General features: G+C 72.0%; 20 protein-coding genes. 15 read left to right on the forward strand and 5 right to left on the reverse strand.

Annotated features, from left to right (window positions below):
• Positions 1-165: 165 nt before the first annotated feature.
• The 8 genes from OHS17_RS21005 (at position 166) to OHS17_RS21040 (ending at position 9045) form a co-directional block, all read left to right on the forward strand.
• Positions 166-1395, forward strand: coding sequence for an amidohydrolase (locus OHS17_RS21005; RefSeq protein ID WP_330315313.1), 1230 nt, complete (start codon positions 166-168; stop codon positions 1393-1395).
• Positions 1396-1544: 149 nt separating this feature from the next.
• A complete protein-coding gene (locus tag OHS17_RS21010) occupies positions 1545-2585 on the forward strand; it encodes a BMP family lipoprotein (protein WP_018101074.1) in 1041 nt (346 codons plus the stop codon).
• 251 nt (positions 2586-2836) lie between these two features.
• Positions 2837-4426 carry an ABC transporter ATP-binding protein gene (locus OHS17_RS21015; RefSeq protein ID WP_330313414.1) on the forward strand — a complete coding sequence of 530 codons (1590 nt, stop codon included), beginning with the start codon at positions 2837-2839 and terminating at the stop codon, positions 4424-4426.
• Entirely contained in the window at positions 4423-5538 is a 1116-nt protein-coding gene (locus OHS17_RS21020) for an ABC transporter permease (protein ID WP_330313415.1), read from the forward strand. The genes OHS17_RS21015 and OHS17_RS21020 overlap by 4 nt, the downstream gene beginning before the upstream one ends.
• Positions 5535-6824 carry an ABC transporter permease gene (locus OHS17_RS21025; RefSeq protein ID WP_330313416.1) on the forward strand — a complete coding sequence of 430 codons (1290 nt, stop codon included), beginning with the start codon at positions 5535-5537 and terminating at the stop codon, positions 6822-6824. The genes OHS17_RS21020 and OHS17_RS21025 overlap by 4 nt, the downstream gene beginning before the upstream one ends.
• Complete coding sequence (locus OHS17_RS21030) at positions 6821-7225, forward strand: cytidine deaminase (protein WP_073964308.1); 405 nt, start codon at positions 6821-6823, stop codon at positions 7223-7225. The genes OHS17_RS21025 and OHS17_RS21030 overlap by 4 nt, the downstream gene beginning before the upstream one ends.
• 118 nt (positions 7226-7343) lie before the next feature.
• Entirely contained in the window at positions 7344-8621 is a 1278-nt protein-coding gene (locus tag OHS17_RS21035; RefSeq protein ID WP_330313417.1) for a thymidine phosphorylase, read from the forward strand.
• Between the two features lie 43 nt (positions 8622-8664).
• Positions 8665-9045: an STAS domain-containing protein gene (locus OHS17_RS21040; RefSeq protein WP_330313418.1), complete on the forward strand. Its 381-nt coding sequence runs from the start codon at positions 8665-8667 to the stop codon at positions 9043-9045.
• On the opposite strand, the gene OHS17_RS21045 is transcribed toward OHS17_RS21040, so the two are convergent.
• The 3 genes from OHS17_RS21045 to OHS17_RS21055 all read right to left on the reverse strand — a co-directional run bounded on the left by OHS17_RS21045 (position 8957) and on the right by OHS17_RS21055 (position 12181).
• On the reverse strand, positions 8957-9970 hold the full coding sequence (locus OHS17_RS21045; RefSeq protein ID WP_330313419.1) for a sigma-70 family RNA polymerase sigma factor: 1014 nt from the start codon (positions 9968-9970) through the stop codon (positions 8957-8959). The genes OHS17_RS21040 and OHS17_RS21045 overlap by 89 nt on opposite strands.
• A gap of 98 nt (positions 9971-10068) precedes the next feature.
• Complete coding sequence (locus tag OHS17_RS21050) at positions 10069-10779, reverse strand: L,D-transpeptidase family protein (protein WP_330313420.1); 711 nt, start codon at positions 10777-10779, stop codon at positions 10069-10071.
• 103 nt (positions 10780-10882) lie between these two features.
• Positions 10883-12181 carry an MFS transporter gene (locus OHS17_RS21055; protein ID WP_018101066.1) on the reverse strand — a complete coding sequence of 433 codons (1299 nt, stop codon included), beginning with the start codon at positions 12179-12181 and terminating at the stop codon, positions 10883-10885.
• Between the two features lie 63 nt (positions 12182-12244).
• Between OHS17_RS21055 and OHS17_RS21060 the strand changes: the two genes are divergently transcribed.
• From OHS17_RS21060 to OHS17_RS21085, 6 genes are all read left to right on the forward strand, one after another.
• Positions 12245-13198: a LysR family transcriptional regulator gene (locus OHS17_RS21060; RefSeq protein ID WP_018101065.1), complete on the forward strand. Its 954-nt coding sequence runs from the start codon at positions 12245-12247 to the stop codon at positions 13196-13198.
• Between the two features lie 282 nt (positions 13199-13480).
• Positions 13481-15100: a type I-E CRISPR-associated protein Cse1/CasA gene (locus OHS17_RS21065; RefSeq protein ID WP_383164701.1), complete on the forward strand. Its 1620-nt coding sequence runs from the start codon at positions 13481-13483 to the stop codon at positions 15098-15100.
• The gene (casB, locus tag OHS17_RS21070; protein WP_330313422.1) at positions 15097-15666 is read left to right on the forward strand and encodes a type I-E CRISPR-associated protein Cse2/CasB; all 570 of its coding nucleotides are present in this window, start codon (positions 15097-15099) and stop codon (positions 15664-15666) included. Before OHS17_RS21065 ends, casB begins: the two co-directional genes overlap by 4 nt.
• Positions 15663-17021: a type I-E CRISPR-associated protein Cas7/Cse4/CasC gene (locus tag OHS17_RS21075; RefSeq protein ID WP_330313423.1), complete on the forward strand. Its 1359-nt coding sequence runs from the start codon at positions 15663-15665 to the stop codon at positions 17019-17021. Before casB ends, OHS17_RS21075 begins: the two co-directional genes overlap by 4 nt.
• Positions 17018-17866, forward strand: a complete 849-nt coding sequence (cas5e, locus tag OHS17_RS21080) for a type I-E CRISPR-associated protein Cas5/CasD (protein WP_330313424.1) — start codon at positions 17018-17020, stop codon at positions 17864-17866. The genes OHS17_RS21075 and cas5e overlap by 4 nt, the downstream gene beginning before the upstream one ends.
• The gene (locus OHS17_RS21085) at positions 17863-18585 is read left to right on the forward strand and encodes a type I-E CRISPR-associated protein Cas6/Cse3/CasE (RefSeq protein WP_330313425.1); all 723 of its coding nucleotides are present in this window, start codon (positions 17863-17865) and stop codon (positions 18583-18585) included. Before cas5e ends, OHS17_RS21085 begins: the two co-directional genes overlap by 4 nt.
• A 139-nt stretch (positions 18586-18724) precedes the next feature.
• On the opposite strand, the gene OHS17_RS21090 is transcribed toward OHS17_RS21085, so the two are convergent.
• Positions 18725-18907 (reverse strand): hypothetical protein, encoded by a 183-nt coding sequence (locus OHS17_RS21090; RefSeq protein ID WP_330313426.1) that lies wholly within the window; start codon positions 18905-18907, stop codon positions 18725-18727.
• A 477-nt stretch (positions 18908-19384) separates the two neighbouring features.
• Between OHS17_RS21090 and OHS17_RS21095 the strand changes: the two genes are divergently transcribed.
• Positions 19385-22756 carry a hypothetical protein gene (locus OHS17_RS21095; protein WP_330313427.1) on the forward strand — a complete coding sequence of 1124 codons (3372 nt, stop codon included), beginning with the start codon at positions 19385-19387 and terminating at the stop codon, positions 22754-22756.
• Here the strand turns inward: OHS17_RS21095 and OHS17_RS21100 are convergent.
• A complete protein-coding gene (locus OHS17_RS21100) occupies positions 22749-23429 on the reverse strand; it encodes an alpha/beta hydrolase (protein WP_330315314.1) in 681 nt (226 codons plus the stop codon). The genes OHS17_RS21095 and OHS17_RS21100 overlap by 8 nt on opposite strands.
• Positions 23430-23452: the final 23 nt, after the last annotated feature.

The following is a 23452-nucleotide window of genomic DNA, read 5'->3' on the forward strand; positions in this document are numbered from 1 at the left end:
GGGGATCGAGCCGGGTTCCGCCACGAGACGAGCGCCGGAGTGTACCCATCCCGCGCCCGTCCCACACGCCGGGACGCGGCCAAACATTCGCCTGTGTGGCTGAAGTTTTCTTGTTTCATGGTCAGTTGAGGAGGGAACAGGCTTACCCTTCAAAAGGTGAGCCAGTTGATCTGCCCCGAGTCCGAAGCCGGTCCCTCCCAGGGCGAGAGCCTGCCCGGCGCTCTGCCCGACGCCCTGCGCGCCGAGCTGATCGCCTTCCGCAGAGATCTCCACATGCACCCTGAGCTGGGCAATCAGGAGTTCCGCACCACCGCGGCGATCAAGGCCCGGCTGGAGCAGGCCGGGCTCGCGCCGAAGGTGCTCGCCTCCGGGACCGGGCTCATGTGCGACGTCGGGACGCGCGGGGAGGACACCCGGCCGATGCTCGCGCTCCGGGCCGACATCGACGCGCTGCCCATCCCGGACACCAAGAGCGGCGTGCCCTACCGCTCCACCGTGCCCGACCGGGCGCACGCCTGCGGGCACGACATCCACACCACCACCGTGCTCGGCGCCGGCCTCGTGCTCGCCGAGCTGGACCGGCAGGGGCTGCTGCCCAACCCGGTGCGGCTGATCTTCCAGCCGGCCGAGGAGGTCCTGCCCGGCGGGGCGCCCGACGCGATCGAGTCCGGGGTCCTGGAAGGCGTCGGCCGGATCGTCGGCGTCCACTGCGACCCGAAGGTGGACGTCGGCCGGATCGGGCTCCGGGTCGGCGCGATCACCTCCGCCTGCGACCGCCTCGAACTGTCCCTGGACGGACCCGGCGGCCACACCGCCCGCCCGCACCTCACCACGGACCTGGTCACCGCAGCCGCCAAGGTCGCCACCGAGGTGCCCGCCCTGCTGGCCCGCCGGGTCGACGCGCGGGCCGGGCTCGCCCTGACCTGGGGGCGCTTGGAGACGGGCCACGCCTGCAACGTCATCCCGCAGCACGCGGAGCTCTCCGGCACGGTCCGCTGCCTGGACCTCAAGGCGTGGCGCGAGGCGCCGGACCTGGTGCACGCCGCGATCGACGAGGTGGCCGGAATGCACCGGGCCAAGACGGTGATCAACTACGTCCGGGGCGTCCCGCCCGTCGTCAACGAGACCGCAGCGACCGACCTGCTGGCCGGCGCGATGGCCGCGCGCCGGGGATCGTACGCAATCGAGGACACCGAGCAGAGCCTCGGCGGCGAGGACTTCTCCTGGTACCTGGAGCACGTCCCGGGGGCCATGGCGCGCCTGGGCGTCCGCACCCCAGGCGACACGCGCGGGCTGGACCTGCACCGGGGCAACTTCGACGTCGACGAGGAAGCGATCACGGTCGGCGTGGAACTCTTCACCGCCTCCGCGTTGCTCCACGTCAACCACCTGTAACCGGACGCGTCGCCCCGGGTTCGGCGCGCGTTCGCGACGATCCGATAACGGCTTCCGTACAGGGCTTTATCTGACATCTACGCGCGTTACGATCGCGGCGAAACCAGCGCCGGAAGAGGCGCTTCGGTCAGGTTTGAAGGAGCCTTCCCTTGCGCCGGGTATCCAAGTTCAGCGCCGCGATCGCCGTCACCGCGGCCCTCGCTCTCACCGCCACCGCGTGCGGCGAGTCGTCCGACGAGAGCAGTGGCTCGGGCGACGGCAAGATGAAGATCGGTATGGCCTACGACGTCGGCGGCCGTGGCGACAACTCGTTCAACGACTCCGCCGCGCGCGGCCTGGACAAGGCCAAGGCCGAGTTCGGCGCCGAGACGAAGGAGCTCACCGCCAAGACCGGTGAGAGCTCGGCCGACCGTGACCAGCGCCTCCAGTCGCTCGCCGAGGGCGGCTACAACCCGGTCATCGCGATCGGTTTCGCGTACAAGGACGCGGTCGACAAGATCGCGCCCAAGTACCCGAAGGTCAGCTTCGGCCTGGTCGACTCGGTCTCCGACGCGAAGAACGTCGCCAACATCGTCTTCACCGAGGAGCAGGGCTCGTACCTCGCCGGTGTCGCGGCGGCGCTGAAGTCCAAGGACGACAAGATCGGCTTCATCGGCGGCGTCGACCTCCCGCTGATCAAGAAGTTCGCGGCCGGTTTCCGCCAGGGCGTCCTGGACACCAAGCCGAAGGCCACGGTGCAGATCCAGTACCTGTCCACCGGCTCGGACCTCTCCGGCTTCGGCAGCCCCGACAAGGGCAAGGCCGCCGCCAAGGGCATGCTCGACAAGGGCATCGACGTCATCTTCGCCGCCGCGGGCGGTTCGGGTGCCGGTTCGATCGAGGCCGTCGCCGGCAAGAAGGGCGCCTGGTCCATCGGCGTCGACTCCGACCAGGCCAAGGACCCGGCCCTGTCGAAGTACGCCGACACAATCCTGACCTCGGTCGTCAAGAACGTCGACTCCGGCGTCTTCGACCTGGTCAAGTCGGTCAAGGACGGCAAGCCGCTGACCGGCACGCAGACGTACTCGCTGGCCAAGGGCGGCGTCAGCCTGACCCCCACGGGTGACCACCTCAAGGACATCCAGACCCAGCTCGACGAGGCGAAGAAGAAGATCGTCGACGGCACCATCACGGTCAAGACCACGACCTGATCCACCGTCGATCGGGGCCCGGCGAGCGGCTTCGGCCGCTCGTTCCGGGCCCCGATTCACGTACCCCCGGCGGGGTGGAGGCCACCTGTGATCAGGTGGCCAACGATTCGGCGACGCTACGCGCGTAGCGTCGGGACTGGAACCGGCCGGGCGCGATACGTTTTCCACCCCCGCCTCCCGTCCTCACCGCCCCCGCCCTCCGCTCCTGCCAAGGAGAGTGCGCCATCAACGCGTCCAGCAGTCCCCACGCCGTGGAGCTCCGCGGTATCACCAAGCGGTTCCCCGGAGTCGTGGCCAACCACGACATCGACATCACCGTGCGCCGCGGCACCGTCCACGCCCTCGTCGGCGAGAACGGTGCCGGCAAGTCCACTCTGATGAAGATCCTTTACGGCATGCAGAAGCCGGACGAGGGCACCATCGCGATCGACGGCGAACAGGCCGTGTTCTCCAACCCGGGCGACGCCATCGACCGCGGCATCGGCATGGTGCACCAGCACTTCATGCTCGCCGACTACCTCACCGTCCTGGAGAACGTCGTCCTGGGCTCCGAGAAGCTCTACGGCATCGGCGACCGGGCCCGCGCCAAGATCCGGGAGATCTCCGACGCGTACGGTCTCGGCGTCCGCCCGGACGCCATGGTCGAGGACCTCGGGGTCGCCGACCGGCAGCGCGTGGAGATCCTCAAGGTCCTCTACCGGGGCGCCCGCACCCTGATCCTGGACGAGCCGACCGCGGTCCTCGTGCCCCAGGAGGTCGACGCGCTCTTCGACAACCTGCGGGAGCTCAAGGCCGAGGGTCTGACCGTCATCTTCATCTCGCACAAGCTGGGCGAGGTCCTGTCGGTCGCCGACGAGATCACGGTCATCCGGCGCGGCACCACCGTGGGCACCGCCGACCCCCGGAACACCACGACCAAGCAGCTCGCCGAGCTCATGGTCGGCAGCGAGCTCCCCTCCCCGGAGACCCGCGAGTCCACGGTCACCGACACGCCCATGCTCACCGTGGACGGCCTGCGGCTCACCGCGACCGACCCGGACGGCGCCGTGCGCGCCGTGCTCGACGGCATCACCTTCACCATCCACAAGGGCGAGGTCCTGGGCATCGCCGGCGTGGAGGGCAACGGCCAGTCCGAACTGGTCGACGCGATCATGGGCATGCGCTCCCCGGACGCGGGCTCCCTCACGCTGGACGGCGCGGACATCTCCCGCACCCCGACCCGCAAGCGCCGCGAGGGCGGCATGGCCGTCATCCCCGAGGACCGCCACCGGCACGGCCTCCTCCTGGAGGCCCCGCTCTGGGAGAACCGCATCCTCGGCCACGTCACCGAGCGGCCCAACAGCCGGGGCGCCTTCCTCGACATCAAGGCCGCCCGCACCGACACCGAGCGCATCGTCCGCGAGTACGACGTCCGCACCCCCGGGATCGACGTCACCGCGGCCTCCCTCTCCGGCGGCAACCAGCAGAAGCTGATCGTCGGCCGCGAGATGAGCCACGCGCCCAAGCTCCTGATCGCCGCGCACCCCACCCGGGGCGTCGACGTCGGCGCCCAGGCCCAGATCTGGGACCAGATCCGCGAGGCACGGAGCGAGGGCCTGGCGGTCCTGCTGATCTCCGCCGACCTGGACGAGCTGATCGGGCTCTCCGACACCCTGCGCGTCATGTACCGCGGCCGCCTGGTCGCGGACGCCGACCCGGCGGACATCACCCCCGAGGAGCTGGGCTCGGCGATGACCGGCGCGGCCAGCGGCCACCTGGAAGCGACGGAGGAGGGCGAGGCGTCCGCCGCGCCCGCCACGGACGACGACACCGACCCCCGCGAAGGGGGAGAGGACCGATGAAGAAGATCGACAAGGAGCGGCTGCTCCTGGGGATCGCGGCCCCCGTACTCGCGATCGTGGTCGCCTTCCTGGTGACGGCACTCGTGCTCGCCGCCACCGGCAAGGAGCCGTTCAACGCCTTCGGCATCATGTTCGACTACGGCCTGAAGTCGGACAGCCAGGTCTACATCCTCAACAAGGCGACGACGTACTACCTCGCGGGTCTCGCGGTGGCCGTCGGCTTCCGGATGAACCTCTTCAACATCGGTGTCGACGGGCAGTACCGCCTGGCCGCCTTCTTCGCCGCCGCGCTCGGTGGCGCGCTGACCCTGCCCGGCGCCCTCCAGATCCCGCTGATCATCCTCACCGCGATGATCGTCGGCGCCATGTGGGCCGGTATCGCCGGTCTGCTCAAGGTCACCCGGGGCGTCAGCGAGGTCGTCTCGACCATCATGCTGAACTCCATCGCGACCGCGATCATCGGCTATCTGCTCCAGCAGAACCGCCTCGGCCACCTGGACGAGGCCGGCACCAAGATCTCCACCAAGCCGCTCCCGGAGTCCTCGCACTTCTTCGAGTTCCCGACGACGCCGACGCCGATCTGGGGCTTCATCGTCATCGCCGTCGCCGCCGGCATCGCGTACTGGTTCACGCTCTCCCGTACGCGCTTCGGCTTCGACCTGCGCACGGTCGGCCAGTCCGGCTCGGCCGCCGAGGCCAGCGGGGTCAACGTCCGCCGCATGGTCATCACCTCGATGCTCATCTCGGGCGCCGTCGCCGGTCTCATCGGCATGCCGACGCTGCTCAACGACAGCCACGAGTTCAGCGGCGACTTCCCGGTCGGCATCGGCTTCACCGGCATCGCCATCGCCCTCCTCGGCCGCAACCACCCCGTCGGCATCGCGCTCGGCGCGGTGCTCTGGGGCTTCCTGGAGCGCGGCACCGGAAAGCTGGAGTTCGAGGGGTACGACAAGGAGATCGTCGGTGTGATCCAGGGCGTCATCGTCCTGTGCGTCGTCATCGCGTACGAAGTCGTCCGCCGCTACGGACTCAAGCGCCAGCAGAGCAAGGTCGGCGCGGAACTCGCCGCACAGGCCGCCCGTAACTCCGACCAGCAGGAGGTGTCGGCGTGACCGTCACGGCGACTTCCACCCCGCCCCCGGCGGCCCCCAAGGTCTCCGGCGGCAAGAGCGGGCGTTCCCGCCTGTCCTTCCCCGTCATCCTGCTGATCGTCGCGGGCGTCCTGCTCGCGCTGTCCGCCGTGCGTGCCATCACCGGCGCCCAGGACGTCACCTCGGCGGGCCAGATCAGCGCGGCGCTCGCCATGGCCGTGCCGATCGGCCTCGCCGGTCTCGGCGGCCTCTGGTCCGAACGCGCCGGCGTGGTCAACATCGGCCTCGAAGGCATGATGATCCTCGGCACCTTCTTCGGCGCCTGGGCCGGCTGGCAGACCAGCCCCTGGCTCGGCGTCCTCGCCGGGGTCATCGGCGGCATGCTCGGCGGCCTGCTGCACGCGGTCGCGACCATCACCTTCGGCGTCGACCACATCATCTCCGGCATCGCGATCAACATCCTGGCGCTCGGCTTCACCACCTACTTCGCCAAGCTGTGGTTCAACAGCGGTGAGGCGGCGGCCAAGGGCGGCTCCCCGAAGCAGTCCCCGCCGGCCGACGACATCACCTCGGTGACGATCCCCGGCCTCTCCGACGGACTCCACTCCATCGAGAAGCACCACTGGTTCTTCGTCTCCGACCTGGCCGGCATCCTCGGCGGCCTCGTCACCAACCTCTCGCTGCTGACGATCCTGGCCATCGTCCTCTTCGTCGCGACCTTCTTCGTCCTGTGGAAGACCGCGTTCGGCCTGCGGCTGCGCTCCTGCGGCGAGAACCCGGTCGCCGCCGAATCGCTGGGCGTCAACGTCTACACGTACAAGTACATCGCGGTGATCGTCTCCGGCGGCCTCGCCGGACTCGGCGGTGCCTTCCTCTCCCTGGTCACCTCGCACATCTACAACGAGGGCCAGACCGGCGGACGCGGTTACATCGGTCTCGCCGCGATGATCTTCGGCAACTGGCGCCCCGGCGGACTCGCCATGGGCGCGGGCCTGTTCGGCTTCGCCGACGCGCTCCAGCTGCGCAACGGCGGCGAGTCCGTCCACGCGCTGCTCCTGCTGCTGTTCGTGGTGCTCGTCGGCATCGCCGCGTGGAAGCTCTACCGCAAGAGCTGGCTGCAGGGCGTCGTCAGCGCGGTCATCGCGGCCGTCGTCCTGGTCTGGTACCTCGGCACGGACAGCGTGCCCACGGAGTTCGTCAGCGCCACGCCGTACATCGTCACGCTGCTCGTCCTCTCGCTCTCCGCGCAGCGGCTGCGGATGCCGAAGGCGGACGGCATGCGCTACCGCAAGGGCCAGGGCAAGTGACGCCGCCGCCCTTCACCGAGGCCGACTGGGAGGCCCTGCGGGCCGCGGCCCGGGACGCCATGTCCCGGGCGTACGCCCCGTACTCCGGCTACCCGGTCGGCGTCGCCGCCCGGGTGGACGACGGCCGTACGATCACCGGCTGCAACGTCGAGAACGCCTCGTACGGGATCGGGCTGTGCGCCGAGTGCGGCCTGGTCTCCCAGCTGCACGCCACGGGCGGCGGCCGGCTGACCCACTTCACCTGCGTGGACGGGGCGGGCGAGAGCCTGGTCCCGTGCGGCCGGTGCCGACAGCTGCTGTACGAGTTCGGCGGACCGGAGCTGATCCTGGAGACCCCGGACGGCTTCCGCACCCTGGACGAGATGCTGCCCCAGGCGTTCGGCCCGTCGCACCTCGGCTGACGCCTCCCGCCGGGTGGGCCCGCACAACGGGCCCACCCGGCGGCTCTTTTGCTCTCTATGCGCGTAGAGTCAACGGGACCCACGCGTTTGTACGTACCGGCCGGAAGGACGCCAGACCATGGACGCCATCTCCGTCATCCGCACCAAGCGGGACCGAGGCGAGCTGACCCCCGAGCAGATCGACTGGGTCATCGACGCGTACACCCGCGGCGAGGTCGCCGACGAGCAGATGTCCGCGCTGGCCATGGCGATCCTGCTGAACGGCATGAACCGTACGGAGATCGCCCGCTGGACCGCCGCGATGATCGCCTCCGGCGAGCGGATGAACTTCGACAGCCTCTCCCGCCCCACCACGGACAAGCACTCCACCGGTGGCGTCGGCGACAAGATCACCCTGCCGCTCGCCCCGCTGGTCGCCGCCTGCGGCGCGGCCGTCCCCCAGCTCAGCGGCCGGGGCCTCGGCCACACCGGCGGCACCCTCGACAAGCTGGAGTCCATCCCCGGCTGGCGCGCCCACCTCTCCAACGCCGAGATGCTGGACGTCCTCGACACCACCGGCGCGGTCATCTGCGCGGCGGGCGACGGCCTGGCCCCCGCCGACAAGAAGCTGTACGCGCTGCGCGACGTCACCGGCACCGTCGAGGCGATCCCGCTCATCGCCAGCTCGATCATGTCCAAGAAGATCGCCGAGGGCACCGGCGCCCTGGTCCTGGACGTCAAGGTCGGCTCCGGCGCCTTCATGAAGACCCTGGACGACGCCCGCGAGCTGGCCTCCACGATGGTCGCCCTCGGCACCGACAGCGGCGTCCGCACGGTCGCCCTGCTCACCGACATGTCCACCCCGCTGGGCCTCACCGCGGGCAACGCCCTGGAGGTCCGCGAGTCCGTCGAGGTCCTGGCCGGCGGCGGCCCGAGGGACGTCATCGACCTCACGCTGGCCCTCGCCCGCGAGATGCTGGACGCGGCGGGCCTCAAGGACGCCGACCCGGAGAAGGCCCTCCAGGACGGCTCCGCGATGGACGTCTGGCGCCGCATGATCTCCGCCCAGGGCGGCGACCCCGACGCCGCGCTCCCGGTCGCCCGCGAGCAGCACGTCATCAAGGCGTCCTCCTCCGGCGTCCTGACCCGCCTGGACGCCTACGACATCGGCGTCGCCGCCTGGCGCCTCGGCGCGGGCCGCGCCCGCAAGGAGGACCCGGTCCAGGCCGGCGCGGGCATCGAGCTCCACGCCAAGCCCGGCGACGAGATCACCGCCGGCCAGCCCCTGCTGACGCTGCACACGGACACCCCGGAGAAGTTCGACTACGCCCTGAAGGCGCTCCCGGACGCCTACGACATCGAGCCCACGGGCACGGCGTTCACGGCGACCCCGGTGGTACGGGAACGCATCGCCTGACCCCGTGCGATGAATTTCCGGCGAGCCGCCGGTCTGCCTGGACATGAACCCCGAGCAGCCGGCGGCCGTCGTGGTCCTCCCGGACCCCCTCACCCGGGCCGATGTCCCCCGCCTCTGCACCGAACTGGCGGCGGCCCTGACGACGTCCCCGACCGCGGAGGCGGCCTGCGACACGAGCGCCGTCGCCCACCCGGACCTGACGACGATCGAGGCGATCGCCCGCCTGTCCCTGACGGCCCGCAGAATGGGCGCACCGGGCCTGCGCCTGCACGGCACCCCACCGGAACTACGGGCACTGCTGGGCCTGGTGGGGCTGGGGAGCGTGATGGAGGATGTCAGCGCACCGCATCCGCCTCCAGACGGTCCGGGAAGCCGAACAGCGGGAACCAGCGGTCCGCGTCCAGGAAGCAGTGGAGGCCCGTGATCGCGCCGTCCTGGATGTCGATGACCTGGACCGCCCAGGGGAGGAAGCCCGGGCCCGCCGGGTCGGGTTTGTAGTGGGCGAAGGCCGGGGTGCCGTTGGCGGTGGTCGCGAGGAGGCGGGAGCCGGCGCAGCCCGCGCCCAGGGACGTCATGAAGCCGGTGATGTCCTCGTGGCCCCGGAGCCACAGGTCGAACGGCGGCATCGTCATCACCGCGTCCTCGTGGAGGAGGGCGGTCAGGGCCTTCATGTCGTAGCCCTCGAACGCCGCCACGTACCGTTCGAGCAGGGCGCTCTGCTCCGCGTCCAGCGGGTCCGCCGCGTCGGCCGCCACGGACTCGTGGTCGGTCAGGGTCGCCCGGGCCCGCTGGAGGGCGCTGTTGACCGAGGCGACCGAGGTGCCCAGCAGCTCCGCGACCTCCGCGGCCTTCCACGCCAGCACCTCGCGCAGGATGAGCACCGCGCGCTGCTTCGGCGGCAGGTGCTGGAGCGCCGCGACGAACGCCAGCCGGACCGACTCGCGCGCCACCGCCGCCTCCGCCGGGTCGTCGGTCGTCGGGATGATCCGGCCGTCCGGCATCGGCTCCAGCCAGGTGTTCTCCGGCAGCGGATTGAGCGCGGCCTGGGCGAGCGGCGTCGGCCCGGTCAGATCGACCGGGCGGGCCCGCCGCTTGCCCGCGTTCAGCATGTCGAGGCAGACGTTGGTCGCGATGCGGTACAGCCAGGACCGCAGCGAGGACCGGCCCTCGAACTTGTCGAAGCCGCGCCAGGCCCGTACCAGCGTGTCCTGGACCGCGTCCTCCGCCTCGAACGCCGAGCCGAGCATCCGGTAGCAGTAGCCGGTCAGCTCGACCCGGTGCCCTTCGAGGCGGCTGTCGATGTCGCCCGGCGCGCCGGGCCCCGCTGCCGCCGCTGTCAGTTCCCTCATCGCCGATCCACCCTGCCGTGCCGTGCGACCGCTCGCTTCGTCCAGTCCTTCGGAAGCTACAGCGGGGCACTGACAACGGGGCGGGCGAGCGGCAGCCGTCAGGTCCCCGGCTTGCGGCCGTACACGTAGACGTCGTCGCCGTTCTTCAACAAATTCCAGTATGACTTCGCGTCCGAGGTGCGCATGTTGACGCAGCCGTGCGACCCCGGCGGGTTCCACATCTTCACGCCGACCGCGTGGAACGCCTGACCGCCGTCGAAGAACTGCGAGTACGGCATGGACACGTGGTAGAGGGACGACACGTGGTTCTTGTGGCGCCAGTAGATCTTCCTGGCGCCCGTCCGCGTCTCGTACTTGTCCCGCCCGGTCCGCACCGGCACCGGCCCGAACTTCAGCTTCTTGCCGTCCTGGATCCAGCTGATCTGCCGCGTCAGGTCGACGCAGGCGATGCGCCCCTTGTTGGTCGGGCACTTCCCGGCCTTGTTCGGGTTCTTGCCGGCCGCCTTCTGCGCGGTGAGCGTCTGCATCGTGCGCCAGGTGACCGGGCCCGCGTAACCGATGGTCGGGGTGACCCCGTAGGTGCTCTGGAACGACCGGATCTTCTTGCAGTCGGCCGCCGACTGCTTCCCGTCCACCTTCAGGTGCAGGTACTTCTCGACCTGCTTCTGGTTCGGGCCCGTGGACGTCGTGCAGGACGCCGCCTGCGCGGCGGTGCCCGTACCGAGGACGAACGCCGGTATCGCGGTCAGACCCGCGACGGACAGCACGAGCCCGCGCCTCACGCCCGTAATGCCCCGTATGTCACGCATGCTCTTCCTGACTCCCATGTACGCCAACTCCCCTTCGCGCGCACTGCGGTGATTCCGCCTGCTAGATGCGCGAAGGGGAGCGACTGGTTGTGCGCCGAATGTCTCAGTTCTGTACGGGCACCGCGGCGGCGGGCCGCAGCCGTTCGGCGCGGGCGGCCCGCGTCCCGTACAGCGTGATGGATACGACTCCGAGGACCGCGAGCAGTCCCAGCGCGACCGTGCCCGCCCAGCCGCCGGTGTGGAAGGCCACCGCGCCGAGCGTGCCGCCCGCGCTGGAGCCGAGGTAGTACGCCGACTGGTACAGCGCCGACGCCTGGGCGCGGCCGGTCGTCGCCGTACGGCTCACCGAGGAGGAGGCGACCGCGTGCCCGGCGAAGAAGCCGGCCGTGATCAGCACCAGGCCGAGGAGCACGGCGGCCAGCTGGTCGCCCAGCGAGAGCAGCAGACCCGCGGCCGTCGTGGAGACGGCGAGGTACAGCGCGCCCCGCCGCCCCAGCCGGGCGACCAGGCGTCCGGCGGCGGCGGAGGAGACCGTACCGACCAGGTACACGAGGAAGATCGAACCGACGACGCCCTGCGGCAGGTTGAAGGGGGCTTCGACCAGCCGGTATCCGATGACCGTGTACACGGCGCCGAACACCGTCATGAACAGCGCGCCGATCGCGTACAGCCGCCGCAGCAGCGGGTTGGCGAGGTGCGAACCGACCGTACGCGCGAGCGCCTTCGGGTTCAGCGTGCCCGGGGTGAAGTGGCGGGCGCGCGGGATCATGAAGTGGAAGACCACCGCGCAGGCCACGGCCAGCAGCCCGACCGCGCCGAGCGCCGCCCGCCAGCCCCACAGCTGGGCGACCCAGCCGGTGAGGATGCGGCCGCTCATCCCGCCGATGCTGTTCCCGGCGACGAACAGCCCGATCGCGGCGACGAGCGCCTTGGGCCGCACCTCCTCCGCCAGATACGCCATCGCGGAGGCGGGCAGTCCGGCGAGCGCGGCGCCCTGGACCGCGCGCAGCGCGATCAGCCAGCCCAGCGAGGGGGCGAACGGCACGAACAGGCCGACCGTCACCGCGATCACCAGCGAGGCGGTCATCATCTGCCGCCGCCCGAACCGCTCGGACAGCGCGCTCATCGGCAGCACGCACAGTGCCAGCGCGCCCGTCGCGGCGGACACCGTCCAGCTCGCCTGCCCGGCCGTCGCGCCGAAGGACGCGGAGACGGCGGGCAGCAGCGCCTGCGTGGAGTAGAGGAGCGCGAAGGTCGCGACACCGGCGGCGAAAAGGGCGAAGCTCATCCGGCGGTAGCCGGGGCGCCCGGGTGCGAGCCGGTCGGTGGTGTCGGTGACGGGGGACGACTGGGTCGAGGCGGCCACGGTGAGGGTGGACGCCCCGGTACTGGCGGGAGGCATGCGACGACCGTAGGACGCGCGGGATTCATGCGTCCAATGCACAAACAGCGAATAATCAATCCCATGGTGCATCAACGCAGCTCACAGCCCCGGCTGTCACCGAGCAGTTACGAAGAAGACATCCGCGCGGTCCTCGCACCGCGCCTCGCGTACTTCGAGGCGGTCGCCCGCCACGAGCACGTCACGCGCGCCGCGCAGGAGCTGGGCGTCCCGCAGTCCACGCTCTCGCGCGCGATGGTGCGGCTGGAGGACGACCTCGGCGTCGCCCTGTTCGCGCGCAAGGGCCGCACGGTGTCCCTGACCCCGGCCGGCCGCACCTTCCTCGGCTCGGCCGAGCGCGCCCTCGCCGAGGTGGAGAAGGCCGCCGACTCGGTACGCGCCGACGCCGACCCCACCGCGGGCAAGGTGGCCTTCGGCTTCCTCCACACGATGGGCTCCGAAACGGTCCCCGCCCTCATCCGCGCCTTCCGGGCCGACCACCCCCGGGTCCGCTTCCAGCTCGTCCAGAACTACGGCGAGGCCATGATCGAACGCCTCCGCGCCGGCGGCCTCGACCTCTGCCTCACCTCCCCGGTCCCGGACGCCCCCGACCTGGTCACCCGCCGCCTGGACGAACAACGCCTCCGCCTGGTCGTCCCCGACGACCACCCCCTCGCCACCCGCCGCCGCATCCGCCTCGCCGAAGCCGCCGACGAAACGTTCGTCACCCTCGAACCAGGCTATGGCCTCCGCCGCATCACGGACGACCTCTGCACCGCGGCGGGCTTCGTCCCCCGCGTCGCCTTCGAGGGCGAGGAGGCGGAGACCCTGCGCGGCCTGGTCGCGGCGGGCCTGGGCGTGGCCCTGCTGCCTCCGCCCGCGGTGGCCCGCCCGGGGGTGGTGGAGCTGACGGTGACGGCGCCGCGCGCGGTGCGCGAGATCGGGGTGGCGTGGCTGGACGGGCACCCGGATACGCCGCCGGTGGCGGCGTTCAAGAAGTTCCTGCTGGGGCGGCGGGGGAGTTTGCTGCCGGGGTGAGGCCCCGCGTGTGCGGGGAGCAGTCGTTGAACGTGTCCAGCAGGTCTTCGGCCTTCGGGGCATCCCCGCGTGCGCGGGAGTCGAGCACCGCGGGGAACGGGTTCCTCGTCCCGTACGGGCCATCTCGGCCACGGCATCGTACAGCCGCGCTCCTTCCCCAACTGGCTCTTCGCACAAGCTCGTTGGAGATACGTCAATGCCGCCGCTCCGCAGGCGTCCGGCTGCTAGCGTCCTGTCCCGTTCAAGCAGGCAACCGTTAAGAGCAAAAAGAAACGGTGGAGCGTGGCTGGATCAAGTGCCTTGCCCGGTAAGGGCTTACGGCCCCGATGGGACCCCCGGGACTCCCCCTGCGTCCGGGTCCTGACCCTGGACGGCCGGCTCGTGGAGCTGAATCTGGTGGAGCTGTTCCACGATGCCGACGGCCTGCGGAGTGTGGAAGGCGGCACGCCGGGGGAGCGGGTCGCCGTCATCGAGTACCTGCTGGCCATCTGCTACGCCTCCGGCACGTATCCGGAGTCGGCCGCGCAGTGGCCCGCCTGGGTGGACCGGAAGGACGCGCTCCGGCCCGCTGCCGACTGGCTCGCCCAGCGTCCGGAGGACGAGGTCTGGGATTTGTTCCACCCCGAGGAGCCCCTGGGGCAGAACGCCCTGCTGGCCCCGTTCATCGATGAGCACGGGGCGGGTCCCGCCCAGCTGGTGATCGAGCGGGTGGGGGACTACAACCAGTTCTTCGACCACCACCACCTGGAGCACCCGGATCCGCTCCCGGCCGCCGAGGCGTTCCGGGCCATGCTCACCCAGCACGTGTACGGTCCGGCGGGGCGCGCCCGGATCTCCGGCAAGGAGACGCTCGGGGCCACCCTCACCAACCTCGCCGCCACCCGTCTCGGCAGCCGGATCCGCGTGATCGCGCTCGGGGACACCCTCGGTGAGACGCTGCGCCTCAACCTCGCCCCGGTCCCCGGTCCGCCCGGCGAACTGAACCGCACGTGGACCGCGGGCAAGGAGCGGCGGGGGTTCACGGCCAAGCCGAGCGGCCGGGCGGTGACCGGTCCGGCCGACCTGCACAGCTCCCTCGGCCGGTCGGTCCTGCTCCGCCCGACCCGCACCGGGGACCACGTGGACCGGGTGCTCCTCGGGGCCGGCGAACTGCTCGCACTGAGCGACGAGCACCGGCAGGACGCCGTATACGCGAAGAGGGCGGACGGCGTCAGGAAACCGCTGTGGGCCTCCGCCACCCGGGCCGTATGGCGGGAGGCGCACGCCCTCTACGCCGCCGTGGCCGAGGCGCGGTCGCACCCGGGGGGCGGCAACGACGGGGGCACCCTGTACCGGCGGCTCGCGCTCTTCCCGGCCCAGGACGTCGCCCCCGAGCCCGGACAGCAGCCCGCCCGGCGCATCGACCTCTGGGCGGTCGGGCTGGTGGCCAGGCAGACCACGGCCATCGCCTGGGTCGACGGCGTCTTCCCGTTCGCCCCCGGCCTCGAAGCCAGGCTGTACACGGCCTCCCGAGGGGGTTCGGAGATCGCCGAGTACGTGGCGTCCGCCCTGTCCAAGGCGGCGTACGCGGCCTGGACCGTGGCGTACCCGAACCCCAAACCGGCCGACAAGGCCGCCCAGATCGACCGCTTCGACGCCCGAGCCCAGCACTGGGCGGCGACCCTGGAGCCGTTCGACCTGCTGATGGAGGAAACGACGCTGGGCGAGGACGTCCACGCCTCCCTGTACGAGTACGCGGCCACCGTCACCGCCGCCGCCCGCCGGTTCCTCGCCGAACGCCTCGACGCGCGGCCCAGGAGCGCTCAGGGGGCGAAGACCCGGGCAGCCGCGCTGAGAAGGTTCGACGCCGAGCTGAGCGCACCGAAGGCCCCGGCCGAAATCCGAGGGGGAGGAACGACATGACCACCCGCACGGGCGCCGACGCCCGCACCAGCGAGAGCAGCGCCGCGCTCACGGCCTGGCTCGCCGGCCTGGTCCACAACAACAACTACGCGAGCCTCGCCGAACTGAGACGCCCCCGCGTCCAGCGCGAGCCCCACTTCCGGGCCCTCTGGTACAGCCCGACCGAGGCCCAGCGAGAGATCTACGGCCAGGTCGCTTTCCTGTTCGCGGTCTACCACCAGGGGCGGTCGAAGCCCGACTTCGGGTACGGCAGTCTCGGCGAAGCGGCCCGCCGTATCGGCGGCGGAGCCGGACGCGGACCCGACGATCCCGGCGCGGCCCGTCTCGTGGACCGCATCGTGTCCAGCCGCCGTATCCCGTGGCGTCATCTGCAGCACGCCGTCGCACGGCTGCGCTCCTGCGACCGGCATCCGCCGTCCTGGGCGCGGCTCGTGGACGACCTCTGCCTGTGGCACGACCGCAAGGCCCGCATCTCGTACGAGTGGGGCGCCGCCTTCCACATGCCGCCCGCCCGGACCGCCCCGCCGACTGCCGCCGCCGACCCCGAGAAGGGCTCCCTCGCATGACCAGCAACGCCGCATCCTCCGGCAGCCAGTTCCTCTCCCTGCACCTGCTGGAGACCCTGGTGGCCGTCCTGCCCGTACGCGACGAGAACGGGGCGCCCAAGTCGATCGTGTACGGCGGTTACGAACGCCACATGATCACGAGTCAGGCGCGGCGCAGGGCCGAACGCGTCCACACCCGCAACCGGGCCAACGCGGGCGTCGGTGCCCTGGCCGGCCACCGCACCGGTGTCCGGACCCGTGAGTGGGCGCTCACCACCGCGCGCGCCCTCGTTTCCGCGCACGGCTGGGAGTGGGACGAGGCCATCCGTACCGCCCGCGCCGTCATCGAGGCCACCGGGCTGAAGTTCGGGGACCCCGCCAAGAAGACCGTCGCCAACCTGACGAAGGTGCTCCTGTTCGCCCCCGAGGACGCGGGCACGCGCATCGCCGCCCACATCGAGGAGCAGGCCGGGGCCCTCCGGCCCTGGACCGAGGAGTACGTGGCGGCGCAGACCGCGGCGGCCAGGGCCAAGGCGAAGAAGGGCACCCGCAAGGGCGCCGTCCAGGACGAGCCGGCCGAGGGCGAGGGCGCGGACACCCCGGCGGCCGACGCCAAGCTGCCCGCGCTGCCGGGCGCGACCAGGGCGGCGGTCCTCACCGCGCTCGCCCCGCGCGACGCCGTCGACATCGCCCTGTACGGACGCTTCCTCGCCGAGATCGCGGACTCGCCGAACGTCGACGGCGCGGTACAGAGCAGCCACGCCTTCACGGTGCACGAGGCGGAGCAGGTGGACGACTTCTACGCGGCGGCCGACGACGCGAAGCTGGACCGCAAGGCCAACGCGCTGGACTTCCTCGACGCGGCGGACGACGCCGGAGCGGGCATGACCGGCTACCAGTCCCTGATCACCGGCACGTTCTACCGGCACGCCGTCCTCGACCGCGTCAAACTGCGCAACAACCTCCGCGCCGCCGGGATGACCGCACAGGAGGCGGAGGAGGCCTCCGTCGCGGCCGAGGCCGAGTTCGTCACGGCCTTCGTCGACGCCTTCCCGGAGGCGAAGAAGAACTCGACCGCCTCCACCGGCTCGCTGCCCGCGCTCGTCCTCGCCTTCGAGGGCGAGCGCCCCTACAACTACGCGGCCGCCTTCCAGGCCCCCATTGACGAGAACCCCGTGGACAAGGACGGCGAGGGCCCCGCGGGACCGGCCGCGGTGCGGCGGCTGCTGAAGCACCACGCATTCGTCAGCCGCCGCCGCCCCGACATCAGGACCGGCCGCGTCCTCACCTACGACCCGCGCATCGAGGAACTCCTCGGCACGCTTGAGGACACCGGCGCCCTGGCCGTCGCCTCGGCCGAGGAGCTGACGGCGTGACCCCGCACGTCCTGCTCGTCCGGCTTGCCGCGCCGCTGCAGTCCTGGGGGGTGGCATCGCGGTTCTCGCACCGCGACACGCATGCCCGCCCCACCAAGTCGGCGGTCATCGGCATGTGTGCGGCGGCCCTCGGCCGGGAACGCACCGACCCCGTGGACGACCTGGCCACGCTCGCCTTCGGGGTCCGCGCCGACCACCCAGGGACCCCGGTGCGCGACTACCACACGGTCGGCGCAGGGCGGTTCCCCCTGCGGCCCCGGGACATCATCACCGACCACCGGAGGGCCGCTGCCGTCGCCGCGAGCATGGAGGCGGCCGACGGCGAGGGCTTCGGACACCACGAGCTGGCCGGCTGGTACGGGGCTCCGAAGAAGATCACCGCCGACCCCGTCTCCGGGGCGCTCGTCTCGGCCGAGCTGTCGCGTACGGCCCTGATCACCGAGCGCTGGTACCTGTCGGACGCCGCCTTCGTCGTCGGACTCCAGCATCAGGACCGGGCGCTCCTGGAGGAGGTCGCGCACGCCCTCGAACACCCGAAGCGGCTGCTGTGGCTCGGCCGGAAGTCCTGCCCGCCCTCCGGGACCCTGGCCGCGGAGATCCTGCCCGGCACGCTCGCCGACGCCTTCACGGGCAAGCTCCTGCTTCCGGGGCCGGAGGGGCCCGATACCTCGGGGCGGCGCCCCTGGGCGTGGATCCAGGCCGCGCCGGGCACCCGGGGCGCGCTCCAGGTCAACGACGAGCCGGTCAGCTTCGACCCGGGCCGGCGGGCCCATGTCACCCGCTGGGAGACCCGTACGCGCATCACCATCGCACCGACCGCAACCGGATGGGACATCATCCCGTGAAGAGCACCCGGGCCTCGACGGCCCGCTTCGTCGCCACGCACTCCGTCCTCACGCTGAACGCCCGCCACCCCCTGGTCGCCAAGTCCCTGGTCGACGCCCAGGAGATGCACCGCACGGTGATGAGCGGCTTCCGGGGCTGGGTCGAGGACGGCGAACCCGAGGCGCGCGCCCAGATGGGCGTCCTGTCCACCTGGTCGGTCGACCTGAAGGCGGGGGCCCTCGTCCTGGTCGTCCAGTCCAGGGTCCCGGGCGACTGGTCGCGCATCCCCCGCGAAGCGTTGACGACGGCCCCGCACATCATCACCGTCGACCGCACCTTCGAACGGGGCGAGGTCTTCGGCTTCCGCGCGGTCGTGAACCCCACGCGCAGCAGACCGTCGGGCCGCCCGCCCGAGGAGAAGGTGCGCGGCACCCGTACCGCCCACACCACCCCGGAACACGTGAAGCGCTGGTTCGCACGCCGCCTCCAGGCCGCCGGCGAGCCCCCGGTCGCCGAGGACGGCGTCACCCGCATCGGCGCCACCGCGGATCCGGAGACCCTGGGCATCCGCATGCTGCCGACGGTGTCCAGCGCCCACCGCGCCAAACCCGTCCGCATCGGCCGCGCCGAAATCCGCGGCACCCTGACGGTCACGGACCCGGAGCCCCTGGTGACGTCCCTCTCGAACGGCCTGGGGCACGCGCGGGCGTACAGCTGCGGGCTGATACTGGCGCGTTGACCGATGGAGGGCATCCCCGCGCACGCGGGGGGCCGAGCAGGATCTGCTCCTAACGGGGGCCATCCCCACGCGTGCGGGGAACCTCCGGCAAGGGCCGAGAGTAGGCCCTCGGGCCCCGCCGCGACCAGCCCCTCAGACATCACCGCTTCCCACTGCCACGCCGCAGCAGGATCGTCAGCGTCGCCCGCGCGTCGCGCCGGCGCTCCGGGCTGCGGAACAGCACGGAGGAGGCGGCGACGGTGACGACGGCCCCGACGTAGGCGAGGCCGGTGGCGGCGGCCCCTTGCAGGACGGACTCGAGGACGGGCGGCAGGCCGGACATGCGGATCTCCTCAGGGGTGTCGCCCGTGGCTACTCCGCCGGGCGGCGTGCCTCAGGTATCCACCGTGCGTCCGGATTCCAGAAACGTTCGGGAACCCGTACACGCCCGAAACATGCAGGTCAGGGACGGATGAAAAACATTCCAGAGCACTCTTCCGCAGCGCCTGATTTCCGCGACGACCTCAGGAGGCTGGACGAGGCAGCGGGCGGCCGGTCCAAGGGGCCGGGGCTTCACGAACTGGCCGCCCTTGAGGGGTGCACGGTCACGGTCTCAAGCCTGAGTACGTGGCTGCGGGGTGAAACGCTCCCTCGTGAAGAGAACATGCCTTATGTATTGGGTCAGCTGATCCCCACGTTGGAGAAGTGTGCGAAGAGCCGGTCGCGTACCTATGTCGGCCGGACCAAGGCCACGTGGCAGGCCCGCTTTTTGGCTGCCAACACGGTCCGCCAAAGGAAGCAGAGCCCTTCCGGCCCCCGGGTGCACAGAACGTCCCCAGGGCGTCTGCTGGCCGGGCCGTCCCCAGCGCTCCTGGACGTACTGCCACGTGAGTTCGCGGGCCGGGAGGCCGAGCTCGACGAGCTGGTCGCATTCGTGACGGCGGGTCAGGACGGGCCGGACTACCGGTGGTACCAGGCGAGCCCTTGGGCGGGGAAGACCGCGCTGCTGGCCTGGTTCGCCGACCGCTACCGGCTGCCCGGGATCGACATCGCCCACCACTTCATCTCGGGGCGCCTGGGCACGGATCGACGCGAGGACTTCACGCGCGTGGTCGGGCAGCAACTGGCTGCCGCGTCGGGCATACGACGTCTGCCTGCTGCCGCCCTCAAGGACTTCTCCGTGGCGTACGCGGCGGCCGCTCAAGCCTGCGAGCAGCGCCATCGTCGGCTCGTACTGATCGTTGACGGACTTGACGAGGACGCCGACGTGGATCGGGACGGCATGGGCATCGCCGGGCTGCTCCCCAAAGCCCCGCCGCACGGCATGCGCGTCATTGTCAGCGGCCGTGCCCACCCCTCGGTCCCGCTGAAACTGGCGGGGGATCACCCCCTGCGGGATCCCGGCATCGTCCGGCAGCTCACCGCCTCTCCGGCCGCACGGGCCATCCGGGACATGGCTCTGGTGGAGCTGGACGAGCTCCTGGGCGACCCCCGCATCGGCCAACAGGTGTTGGGGCTGCTCGCCACCGCGCGAGGAGCCCTCACGCGAGCGGATCTGGCGAAGATCCTCCGCGTCCGGCCGCGCGAGGTGCGGCTCCGGCTCGGCACCGTGGTCAGCCGATCACTCGCGCCCACGCGCGTCGATCGCCTCGCCCTGAACGGACGGACCGGAGCGGAGGCAGAAGAGGACCGCCAGGCGTTCGTGCTGGCCCACGACGCGATCCTCAGGACGGTGTGCCAGGAGCTGGGGGAGCCCGACCTCGCCGAACGGAGGGACGACCTGCACCGCTGGGCGCAGGCGTACCAGGACCAGGGCTGGCCCGAAAACACGCCCAACTATCTTCTGACCGGCTACATCCGCCTCCTCCAGGACTCCGCGGACACCGAGCGTCTCGACGCCCTCGTTCTCGATCCGTGCTACCAACTGCGCCTCGCCGACCGCTCCGGCGCCGACGTCGCCCTCGCCCATCTGGGTCCGGTCGCCGCCCGTCGCGGGAAGCACGCGGCACTGGGGCCGGCCGTCGCGGCCGCCGTTTCCCGGGAGATGCTGCTGGGCCGGGTGCGGTCGGTCCCGGTGGCCGTCGCTCAGGCCGTTGCCCGGCTCGGGGATCCGGGGAGGGGGCGGGCGCTGGCGGTCGCGTCGGGGAGTGCCGTGGACAAGGCGCTGCGGCTCGCCGACCTGGCGGAGGCGGTGCGGGCGATGGACGAGCAGGAGGCCGCCGTCATCGCCCGGGAGGCGGAGAGGTGGGCGCGCACGGCGTTGCGGGAGGCGGACCGGGCCGGGTACGTCACCGATGAGGCCGAGGGCGCGGCCGCGCGGGCGGCTCTCGCCCTGCTGACGACGGCAGGCGGCCGCGATCAGCAGGAGCAGTACGCGGACGGCCTCGCCCTGCTCCGTTCCACCCGGGGCACCGGGTCGGCCCGCAGCGAGACCTGGGCATTGGCCGCCGCCCTGCCGGCACCCGACCATCCACAGGACGCGGCCCGACTCCTGGACGAACTGGAACGGCAGGCCGAACCCATGGGCGGCAAGGGCGTGGCCGTCGCGGTGCAGCTCTGGCAGACGGTGGCGGCCGCGGACCCGGACCGCGCCGGCCGTCTGCACGACCTCGCCCTGGAGCACGTGACGAGGGCGTGGCAGGAGGCCCCCTCACTGGAGGCCGTGGCCACGCTCGCCGCCACCGCGTCCTTCGTGGCACCCACCCGTCCGGCGCAGGCCGGGCAACTCGCGGCCGCCGCCCGCGACCGCCTCGAACGCGTGCTGCACGCCGACGCCGGGGAGCGCTCGCCGGAGGACGCCTTCCACCTGGAATTCGGCTTCCCGCACACACTCGCCGTGCTCGCCCGGGCCCTCACCGACGTGGGGGCACCACCGGAGGAAGCCACCCGCATCCTGGAGCTCGGGCAGCTTGCCGTGCCCTTGGAGCCCGCACACGACCCGGAGGAGGACCCCGCCGAGGACGACACGTTCACCGAAGCCACCGCGCTCGCCGAGCAGGCCGTCCACCTCGCCGGACGCGGCGCCGTGGACGACGCGGAGCACCATCTGCAACAGGCGCTGACCCTCCTGCCCCCGGCCGGACGCGGTGGCCGGGGACCCGTCTGGCTGCCGGACCTCGCGGGCGCGCTCGTCCGTACCGGCGCAGCCGTCGATCCCGAGGAGCTGCCCGGCCTCGCACGGCACCCGGCCGAGCGGGTGCGCGTACACGCGGCCATGGCCCTGGCCCATGCGGACTGCGACCGGCAGGCCGAGGCACGCCACCACGCGCGGGAAGCGGCCCGTGGGGGCTCCGGCAGGGGCTGGGCGTACACCGCGCAGGCACTGGCCCGTGTCGGCGAGGTGGCGGCCGCCGTCGACCACGTCGAGCGGCACCGTCCGCCGCAGCACCCCGGCGGGCGGGCCGCCTGGCGAACGGCGGACCGGGCGGCGCGGGTCGCCGTCGCAGCCGAACTCGCGTCACACGACCCCGAAGCAGCGTACGAACTGGTCCGTCCGGTGCTGGAACGTCTGCACGCGTCCCGGAACGCGATCCGAAGCCACGGGCTGCTGCCCTCGCTGGCAGGACTACTCCCTGCCGTTGCAGACCTGCCGCCCCACCAACAGCAGCTGTTCCACGAGCTCATGGCGACCGCGCGGGAGCAGGCGGCGCGGAACGATCCCGACTCCTGGCGCCCCGAAGACCTCCTCGTGCACGCGTTCCTTCTCATCGCTGACGGGGAAGAGCCCGCCCGTCAGCTGGACCGGCTGACACAGGACATGGCCCATCGCGGGGCCGAGCATTCCCCCACCGCCGCGCTGGCCGTGCTGCACGCGGCCCTGGGCGACCACACCGCCGCGCACCGCGTGGCGATGTCTCCCGGCGCACCCCGCCACAGAGCCGTGGCGCTGTCCGCGGTGGCCGCGCACCTCGCCCGTGTGCCGTGCCGTCCCTGCCCCGTCCCGGACCCGGTCGGCACGGACACCTTCACGCACACCGTCCGGTACCTGGCGCTCCACACGACCCGGGCCGCACCGGCCGCCGTGCGGCCCGCCGCGAGGTCCCTGCAACACGCCCTGGCGACACCCGGCTGGCATCACGCCATCCCGGCCCTGTCCCACATCGCACCCGACACCCTCGCCACCATCCACGCCATTACGGAGAAGCACCTGGGCACACCGCGGGACACCGAGGACGACTGGCCCCTCAGCTGACCCCCAACGACTCCCCGAACCCCACCGCCAACGGCATCCGCAGCCCCAGGGGCGGCGGGGCCGCCAGCGCGTCCGTCACCGGGCGGGCGTAGGCGTGGCCGAACAGGGTGCCGCGTACGAAGTCGGCGGCCAGGGCCGCGACCTCCGAGCGGTGCTGGCGCAGGGCGTGGCCGTCCGAGTGGACCTCGAAGCGGCAGGTGTCGCGGTTGGCCTTCTTGGCGCGTTCGGCCAGGCGGAAGGACAAGTCCGGGGCGCAGCGCGTGTCGTTGGTGCCGTGGACCAGCAGGACCGGGCGGCCGACCAGGTGTTTGACCGGTTCGGGGGCGGCGGCCGGGTCGCCGGGGAGCCAGGGGGCCATGGCCAGGACCGCGCCGACCGCCGGGTGGCCGCCCGCGCGGAGGGCCGCCCGGGCGCCCATGCCGTGGCCGGCCAGGCAGAGGGGGACGTCGCCGTAGCGGCGTACGGCCTCGTCCACCGCCCACTCCGCGTCCGCCGCGAGGTGGGCGTCGTCCTCGTTCCAGCCGCGGCAGCGGTAGCGCACCACATGGGCGGTGAGGCCGTCGGCGCGGCCCGCGTGGGCCAGGGCGCGGGCCAGCGGGAGCAGGCGGGCGTGGGAGAGGGAGGAGGGGCGGCGGTGCGAGTGCGGCTCGCCGTCCGGGAGCAGCAGGACCACGCCGCCGACCGTTGTTGCTCCGG

The organism is Streptomyces sp. NBC_00523 (assembly GCF_036346615.1).
In the GTDB taxonomy this organism is placed as follows: domain Bacteria; phylum Actinomycetota; class Actinomycetes; order Streptomycetales; family Streptomycetaceae; genus Streptomyces.

Coding starts and splice junctions, on each gene's coding strand:
- OHS17_RS21090 (WP_330313426.1), bottom strand. CDS start 18,907: ATGTCCGGCCTGCCGCCCGTCCTCGAGTCCGTCCTGCAAGGGGCCGCC.
- OHS17_RS21035 (WP_330313417.1), top strand. CDS start 7,344: ATGGACGCCATCTCCGTCATCCGCACCAAGCGGGACCGAGGCGAGCTG.
- OHS17_RS21050 (WP_330313420.1), bottom strand. CDS start 10,779: ATGCGTGACATACGGGGCATTACGGGCGTGAGGCGCGGGCTCGTGCTG.
- OHS17_RS21075 (WP_330313423.1), top strand. CDS start 15,663: ATGACCAGCAACGCCGCATCCTCCGGCAGCCAGTTCCTCTCCCTGCAC.
- OHS17_RS21040 (WP_330313418.1), top strand. CDS start 8,665: ATGAACCCCGAGCAGCCGGCGGCCGTCGTGGTCCTCCCGGACCCCCTC.
- OHS17_RS21055 (WP_018101066.1), bottom strand. CDS start 12,181: ATGCCTCCCGCCAGTACCGGGGCGTCCACCCTCACCGTGGCCGCCTCG.
- OHS17_RS21060 (WP_018101065.1), top strand. CDS start 12,245: ATGGTGCATCAACGCAGCTCACAGCCCCGGCTGTCACCGAGCAGTTAC.
- OHS17_RS21020 (WP_330313415.1), top strand. CDS start 4,423: ATGAAGAAGATCGACAAGGAGCGGCTGCTCCTGGGGATCGCGGCCCCC.
- OHS17_RS21045 (WP_330313419.1), bottom strand. CDS start 9,970: ATGAGGGAACTGACAGCGGCGGCAGCGGGGCCCGGCGCGCCGGGCGAC.
- casB (WP_330313422.1), top strand. CDS start 15,097: ATGACCACCCGCACGGGCGCCGACGCCCGCACCAGCGAGAGCAGCGCC.